Origin of the sequence: Plebeiibacterium sediminum, assembly GCF_026013605.1 — a bacterium.
Taxonomy (GTDB): domain Bacteria; phylum Bacteroidota; class Bacteroidia; order Bacteroidales; family Marinilabiliaceae; genus Saccharicrinis; species Saccharicrinis sediminus.
In genome coordinates, this window is the sequence record NZ_JAPDPJ010000124.1 from 1 (window position 1) to 6,794 (window position 6,794).

The window sequence follows — 6,794 nt, forward strand, 5'->3', positions numbered from 1 at the left end:
AAAGAATTAAACAAAAAAATTGTAGGTACAAAAGTAAATTCAATGTTTGAACCTCCTGAAGAGCTAATTGGATCATGCACATCTTGGGCTCGAAAATTTAACCCATCATTTATTGCTTCTTCATTTATAGATGTCTGAAATTAAATTTAGCTATCATTTATTAATGGTGCTGTATATTAATGCAATATAATCTATTTTTAATATGGTACAATAATAGATCGATTAGATTTTATATTTCATAAAAATTAATACTTTTGTACCAGGGTTAGGTTTGGTTAAAAATTAAAAGCCATTGTATTATTCATTATACAGTGGCTTTTCTATTTTCATTATTTTTCATTCTGTTCTACTTTATTAAAAACTGCTTTTTCTGAGACTATTTTAATAAATTAGCATTACACCTCTATTTTTTTCATCCATTGACCATTGAGCTTGATATACGTGTCCATCAATTTGGTCTAGCAGTAAAAAATTATACATATTTTCGGTTGGATAAAGAGTGAATCTTCCATTAATTTCGTTTCCAATTTCTACAAGAGGCATTGAATTTAGAACAAGCTCACCACTTATACCTTTTTTTTCAATTGTGAAATGTACTTGCCACATTCTGCCATTCCTGGTATCTAATTTGATAAATGTCCAGAAGTTTTTAGTAGGAAATAATTTATAAATATTGTTCTCAACTATTTGTTTTTCCTGAAATGTATGGTTTTGTATTTCTTGATTCTGTGCAGGTGAAATTATTGCAAAGCAAAATAATATAAATGTAATCATACATGTTTTCATGTTTATAACTTTTTTGATTAAGCTGGATTTATTGTTACTCTTCGTTACGTTCTTTTACGGTCAACCATTCCTTAAAATCAGCTTCGGAAAGATGTTCTTTCATCCAGTCTGTCATTCCCACATCTGTTCTTTCGTTGAGATAGCGAGTAAAAGGTAATGCAGTTTTACATCCATCAAATCCTTTCTCCTTCATATCTTTTTTTAAATTTTCCGGTAATCCTTCCAACCACTCTTTATAATATTCACGCTGTCTATCTTCATCAACTTCCTTAATCGCTCGATTATGGTAGGCATAGGTAGCATTACCTATACGGAACATGTATTCATGAAATTTACGTTGTGATTCTGGGCAATTCTTCAGAAACTCTTTTTGACTTTTTCTGTATTTTTCTATAGGATGTTCCATTTTTTAATTCAAAAATATTATAAAGTTGTGACAACTAGCGTCAATGTAATTTTTTAATTAAGTGCGGGTTCCTGGTTAAAATCAAATATGGATATACCCAAATCATTCAATTGCCGTTTCTATCCAGTTAAATTCAAGCTCTTTTAAAACGTTCCGTTGCTGTGATTCCTGTTTTAATCTTGCTACTGCAGCTTTAAACTTATTCATTAAAGTGAGTTTAAAGAGACTAATTTCCTTTATCTAATATAGCTGTTTTTCCCACCTATCCTTACACCCCAAAACATAATTAGAGCAATTATTCGTTTTACTCCACAAGCTTTCATTCCGAAATAGAATATTCTATCCGATTCGAGTCTTGAAGTCTCTTTAGCTGTTACTTCTTTGGGATTGCGATATAAATAATCATGTAATACGGCTGAATAGACTGAATTACTGAGAGGTGAAATAAGTGAGTGAAGAAACTTCGGAATACTTGCAAAATCAGTACTCATACCCTTGGGTATTACATATGACTTTCGGGATTTATCTATTTTACATAATATTGGCCAATCATGTAAAAGGACAAAATGACCTTTCATTACATTATAAGGAGGTAATATATATTTATCTCCATTAGGAAGAGTCCGGGATCGTTTTTTCTCATTCCAAGTCTTTTGGGGAGTATTTGTTCTGGCAAAACCAGGAATCACATTATTAAAATAAACAAATACTCCTTTCGGTTCTATATTCTTTATAGCTTTTTTTAATATCATTGAGGTAAATTCTAATTGATCATATCAAAAGCGTAAATAAATATAATCATTTAAGATTAATAACTGAAAGTTTGCGTTTGCTTAGACTGTTTTTATTATGATATTAATCTTTCATAAGATAAAACTTTAAATATAAAGGAGGTAGGAGAGGTTCTCCGATATGTTTCTTCCCAATCAACGATCAACTATGTTTGCGTCAGTTAATTATTAAATCAGTATATGAATCAAAATGAATATTAATCCAATGATATTAAGAAATGCGGTAAAATAAAATGCAATAATTCTACCTTTATCTTCTTTTTTTAATTCATTTGAGAAGAATTTAGAATATAAATTCAGAAACAATTCATCAAAGTCTAAGTGGAGCACCTGTCTAAATGTAATTAAAAGTGGATACAAAAGAAAAAATAATCCTACGATCAATAAATTATCTTTAATATCACTTATGTTGAGCCAACCAAAAGTAAGTGATGTCAGGACTACTCCTGGAACTATTAAGGATATGAAAAAAATCGAATAGTCAAATTTGTTTCGTTTAATTAAAATAATATTACCTCCCCTTTGATATTCAAATTTGCTTTTGCAAACAGGACACACATATTTCCCGTAATCTATGTCTTTCTCTTTCTTACAAACTGGGCATTTTATCATTATTTCAAGATTTCAACAATTGTTTACTATCAATTTCCAATCCTTTATGAACATAGACTTCTAAAAGTACTAAACCTTTTGAAAAGGTATGGAAGTCTGCTTAATTCTGCTCATTAGTGACTTCTTCAATGGTTTGACTAACAATCCTTTTTCTTGTTCTTATATATTCTACTTCCTGTTGTTTTTGGGCAAAACGATTTTGGATAATAGCATTTCCTTTTACAAGATAGTCTTTTAATCGTTGTATTGCCCATTGTCAGGATTGTGGGCCCTTTTTACTATTTGCACTATATCTCACCATTTTAATCATATCAAGATTATAATGGTCAATAGATCTATTTACCTTCTTTGCGAACTATCCGGAATTTCAGGATAGTTGATATTTATATATCTCTTGGGTGTCATAGATGTTCTTTATATGTTCATTTACAATACGAACATCTTTATCAAACAACTTAACCATTTTTCGTTCAGAAAACCAGATAGTATCTCCTTCAAGCTTTACATTAATCTCGGTACCAGTATTGGTTTTATATATTTCTATAGTATTGTCTATACTATTTCTCTGCCATAGAGTATACTGCTCTATCATAATTCTTTTTATGTAATAGCAAAATGAGTTGGGATTTTTGAAACTAATTAAGTCTGAATTTTCTCATTTAATTCTATGCTTTAAATATTAACATTTCGTTTACAAAATTATAGGTGATGGGATGCAATATGATTATTACTTACGTATCTAACTAAATAAACGAATTCGTTATTGATTTCATAGATCGAGAAAAACACATACCATTGAGTAGTCTTGTTTTTTTTGAATGTTACATATTTCATTCCTTTCCCATATCTATCAAAGTAAGGAGGTGCGTCTTTTTTGATTCTTTTATGTAAGGAAGTTTTAATCTCCAGAACTAACTCAGTAATATATTTAACTGCATTTTCTTTAAAACCGAAGTATTCCTTTTGGTGAAGTAATTCTGATAATTCTACAAGGTAGTCTTCTACTTCCGGTAAAAAAACGACTCTCATTTATCAAACATTTTCTTTATGCGAGGAGTAACTCTTTCCAATAATTCCTCTGCACTTATAGCCCTTTTCAAGTCTTCATCGGGTTCAAGGTATTCTTGTTTCTGGAGCACAAAAGTTTCTGTTTTTCCTCTTTGGATAATTATTTGCTCACTTGCTGCTAAATCAAGATATTTCTTCATATTATTACGAAGCTCTGCTGAACTAATTACTCTCATGATAAATGAATTTGATGTACATTATAATGTACAAATATACTAATTAAATTACATATATCTTTATTTATCAATTAAATGATTGGGATTATAATAACAGAATTAAGCAAGATAATCTGAAATTCAAGATTCCAAATAATAATGTAAGTATACACACTTATTTTTCTTTACCTAAACAAGAGTGACTTTTGCTATATTTTCCTCCTTTTGTGAGACTATATTATACCTAAAAAAGACTTCTTAAATAAATTACACATTAGATTATTTGACTAAATAACCAGAATACCTATTTTAGTAAGTGATTAATAACGATCTGTAAAAGTTGATAAACGCTTATAAATGGATAATTATTAATAGGCGTTGATAATTAAATAGTTAAAAGAATTCAAAAGGATGGAGCATTTATAATTAAGTTATGGCTAATTTGCCGAAAAAGTGTGCTTATTGCCAATTTGAGAAAAAATTTGTTTTTATAATGATCTTTAAATTTCAAACTGAAAAAGATGGATGATACAATTAATGAAGAGGCATCAAAAAAGTTACAGGAAATAATAAATTATGCTTCAACTCCTTTATTGATATCAGAAAAAAATAAAAGTGCTGATCTAAGAGACAAAGGAACATGTACCTTTCTACAGAATGATAATAATATATATATCATAACAGCCTTGCATGTAATAAAATATCCAGATTGCAATTGTATGATTCACATTGATATTAGTTTAATAAAAGGGATTAAAAATGCTTTTTTTCAATTAGAAGAATTTGTGGTTGCTGAAACTCAGGATTTTGCTTTTCTTAAAGTGACAGAGCCTCAAACAAAAAACTATATAATAAACAGATTCTATAGGTCTGACTTATTAAAAGTGACAATACCAACAGAAGATTATTGGTACTATTTCAGGGGATTTTCCCAATATAAATTCAACGAAAAAACAAATACTCATTATTATCAAGAACATATAAGTAAACTCACCTATTTAACTACTATTGGGAAGTATTACTATTTTCAAAATCATGAAATAATCACAAATGATATCCCTTATAGAGGTTGCAGTGGAACTGGGGTATATAGTGAGAGAAGTGAATTGGTTGGAATTATTACAGATATAGTATTAAACACGAAATATGTTATAGTACTTCCAATTCTAACAATAAAGGAGTCAATAATAAGAAACTAAAAACGTATATGTATGGAATGGATTAATGAACTTGACTTTGAAGAGTTAAAGAAAAATTCTCCGCATCTTGCTCTACTTGAAGTGCAAGGGCATAATAGTGATCTAAACTTAGATGAATTTTCTAATTTTCATGTTCTAGGAGGAAAAGTCTCCGTAAGTGAAACAGGTGATTCGAAATCAACAGAAGAACTTGTATCTAAAACAGTATGGAATGAGATTGTGGACAGCTTATTAACAATATTATGTGCTCCCAAAATCCCAAAAGAATTAAAAGAACTAAAAAAACTTTTTGATAATTTTAAAGGTAAAACAACGACAACAATTGTAAGTATACTTGCTTCAGCTATTGCTGTTAAGTTTGGCATTGCAATGGGAGCTGCTACAGGAATTGTATCTACATTTCTTGGTTTTTTAGCAAAATTAACCATGGTTGGTTTTTGCAAAGCATATTATAAAGAGTAGATTATAGAACCTTAAAAAACATAGCCATAATCGAGTAGGCATCCGATAGACTGTTAGTCTATCGGATGCCTACTCGATTACTTACTGGGCTTTATTCAATTGGATCAAAATTATCATTTTCATTATTAATAATGTTGTTTCCATATTTCAAAAAACGATTATAAACTTTATAAGAATTATTTAATGGATTAAAATCATCAACTGGTACGAGATCTTTAATTTTAGTAAAATTATCACAGTATAATTTACAGTATTTTACAATAATTCTAACTAAATACAAGTTTAGTATTACCTTTTCCCTATAATTGAGGTTTATTAATTTAGAACTATGATTTAGTGATATTTGTCTAAATGATTCTAGGTAGGTAATATGACGTGAAATAATTAATCTAAACTGAAAATCTCCTTTTGAATTTTGATCTGGGTTTCTTACTGAAAATAGAGAACTATCAATAAATTTATCTGGAGGATATGAATCAATTAAATGATTACAATAAAAACTAATCATAGACTCAACTGATTTTTCAGCATCATTGTATACTCTTTCAATAGTATCATAAAACTCAAAGTTTTCCTCCGAAGTAGCTACATCTGATTTCTTTCCTAATTTAAAAAGTAGAGGGTAATTTAAAGAGGTGTCTCTACCCATACATATATAAGAGTATAATTCGTAATTCGTTAATAAGGACGCAGAAATATACGCTGCATTATTGTTATGATAAATTCTTATTCCATTTAACTCTTGCTTACATTCTTCTTTTTGCTCAAGATATAATTTGATCTCAGTGTTAAGATTGTAATAGCTAGAATTAAAAGTTTTACCATTAGCCTCTATTATTTGATCTTTATAAATACTAAACAATTGCCCAAAATGATCAATTTTTGTAGTGCATAGTTCATTAAAATAATCCACTAATTCTTGGAAAAAGTACTGATCTCCATTTTCTGATTTACTATTGACAGCATTAATATAATTTTCGATTTCGCTTAATAAATCATATAAACCAAGACCTTTCTCATTGACTTGACTTAAACAAATTGGACGACCTGATTCGATTGTCTTATTTATAATAAAATTTACAATAATTCTTCTTAGGTTTTTCTTTTTTCCATTTTGATGATTGTCTTGAAATGAATATATGGCATGCTTAAGGACTTCCTTTAATGTACTATTATTATGAAGTAAATAAAGAAAGAAATTAACATAGATTCCTTTTAAAATGGCTATTTCGGAGTGACCATGCCAGTATTATCGGTCAAAACATGCCACTTTGAAAGATGTTACAATAATACAAAAAAATTAGTTTTCACTTTT

At 28.9% G+C, this 6,794-nt stretch carries 9 protein-coding genes; 2 read left to right on the top strand and 7 right to left on the bottom strand.

Annotation, left to right across the window (positions count from 1 at the left end; all coding sequences use genetic code 11):
- Positions 1-381: 381 nt before the first annotated feature.
- The 6 genes from OM075_RS23955 to OM075_RS23980 all read right to left on the bottom strand — a co-directional run bounded on the left by OM075_RS23955 (position 382) and on the right by OM075_RS23980 (position 3,839).
- Positions 382-774, bottom strand: a complete 393-nt coding sequence (locus OM075_RS23955; RefSeq protein ID WP_301193090.1) for a hypothetical protein — start codon at positions 772-774, stop codon at positions 382-384.
- A 46-nt stretch (positions 775-820) separates the two neighbouring features.
- A complete protein-coding gene (locus tag OM075_RS23960) occupies positions 821-1,192 on the bottom strand; it encodes a hypothetical protein (protein WP_301193091.1) in 372 nt (123 codons plus the stop codon).
- Positions 1,193-1,428: 236 nt separating this feature from the next.
- Positions 1,429-1,944, bottom strand: a complete 516-nt coding sequence (locus OM075_RS23965; RefSeq protein WP_301193092.1) for a DUF1353 domain-containing protein — start codon at positions 1,942-1,944, stop codon at positions 1,429-1,431.
- Between the two features lie 1,018 nt (positions 1,945-2,962).
- On the bottom strand, positions 2,963-3,187 hold the full coding sequence (locus OM075_RS23970; protein WP_301193093.1) for a virulence RhuM family protein: 225 nt from the start codon (positions 3,185-3,187) through the stop codon (positions 2,963-2,965).
- Positions 3,188-3,294: 107 nt separating this feature from the next.
- Positions 3,295-3,624 carry a hypothetical protein gene (locus OM075_RS23975; RefSeq protein ID WP_301193094.1) on the bottom strand — a complete coding sequence of 110 codons (330 nt, stop codon included), beginning with the start codon at positions 3,622-3,624 and terminating at the stop codon, positions 3,295-3,297.
- Complete coding sequence (locus OM075_RS23980; protein WP_301193095.1) at positions 3,621-3,839, bottom strand: type II toxin-antitoxin system Phd/YefM family antitoxin; 219 nt, start codon at positions 3,837-3,839, stop codon at positions 3,621-3,623. Before OM075_RS23980 ends, OM075_RS23975 begins: the two co-directional genes overlap by 4 nt.
- 500 nt (positions 3,840-4,339) lie before the next feature.
- Between OM075_RS23980 and OM075_RS23985 the strand changes: the two genes are divergently transcribed.
- The gene (locus OM075_RS23985) at positions 4,340-5,017 is read left to right on the top strand and encodes a hypothetical protein (protein WP_301193096.1); all 678 of its coding nucleotides are present in this window, start codon (positions 4,340-4,342) and stop codon (positions 5,015-5,017) included.
- A gap of 12 nt (positions 5,018-5,029) precedes the next feature.
- Entirely contained in the window at positions 5,030-5,479 is a 450-nt protein-coding gene (locus OM075_RS23990; protein WP_301193097.1) for a hypothetical protein, read from the top strand.
- Positions 5,480-5,570: 91 nt separating this feature from the next.
- Here the strand turns inward: OM075_RS23990 and OM075_RS23995 are convergent, their stop codons facing one another.
- A complete protein-coding gene (locus tag OM075_RS23995; RefSeq protein WP_301193098.1) occupies positions 5,571-6,392 on the bottom strand; it encodes a hypothetical protein in 822 nt (273 codons plus the stop codon).
- Between the last annotated feature and the right edge of the window lie 402 nt (positions 6,393-6,794).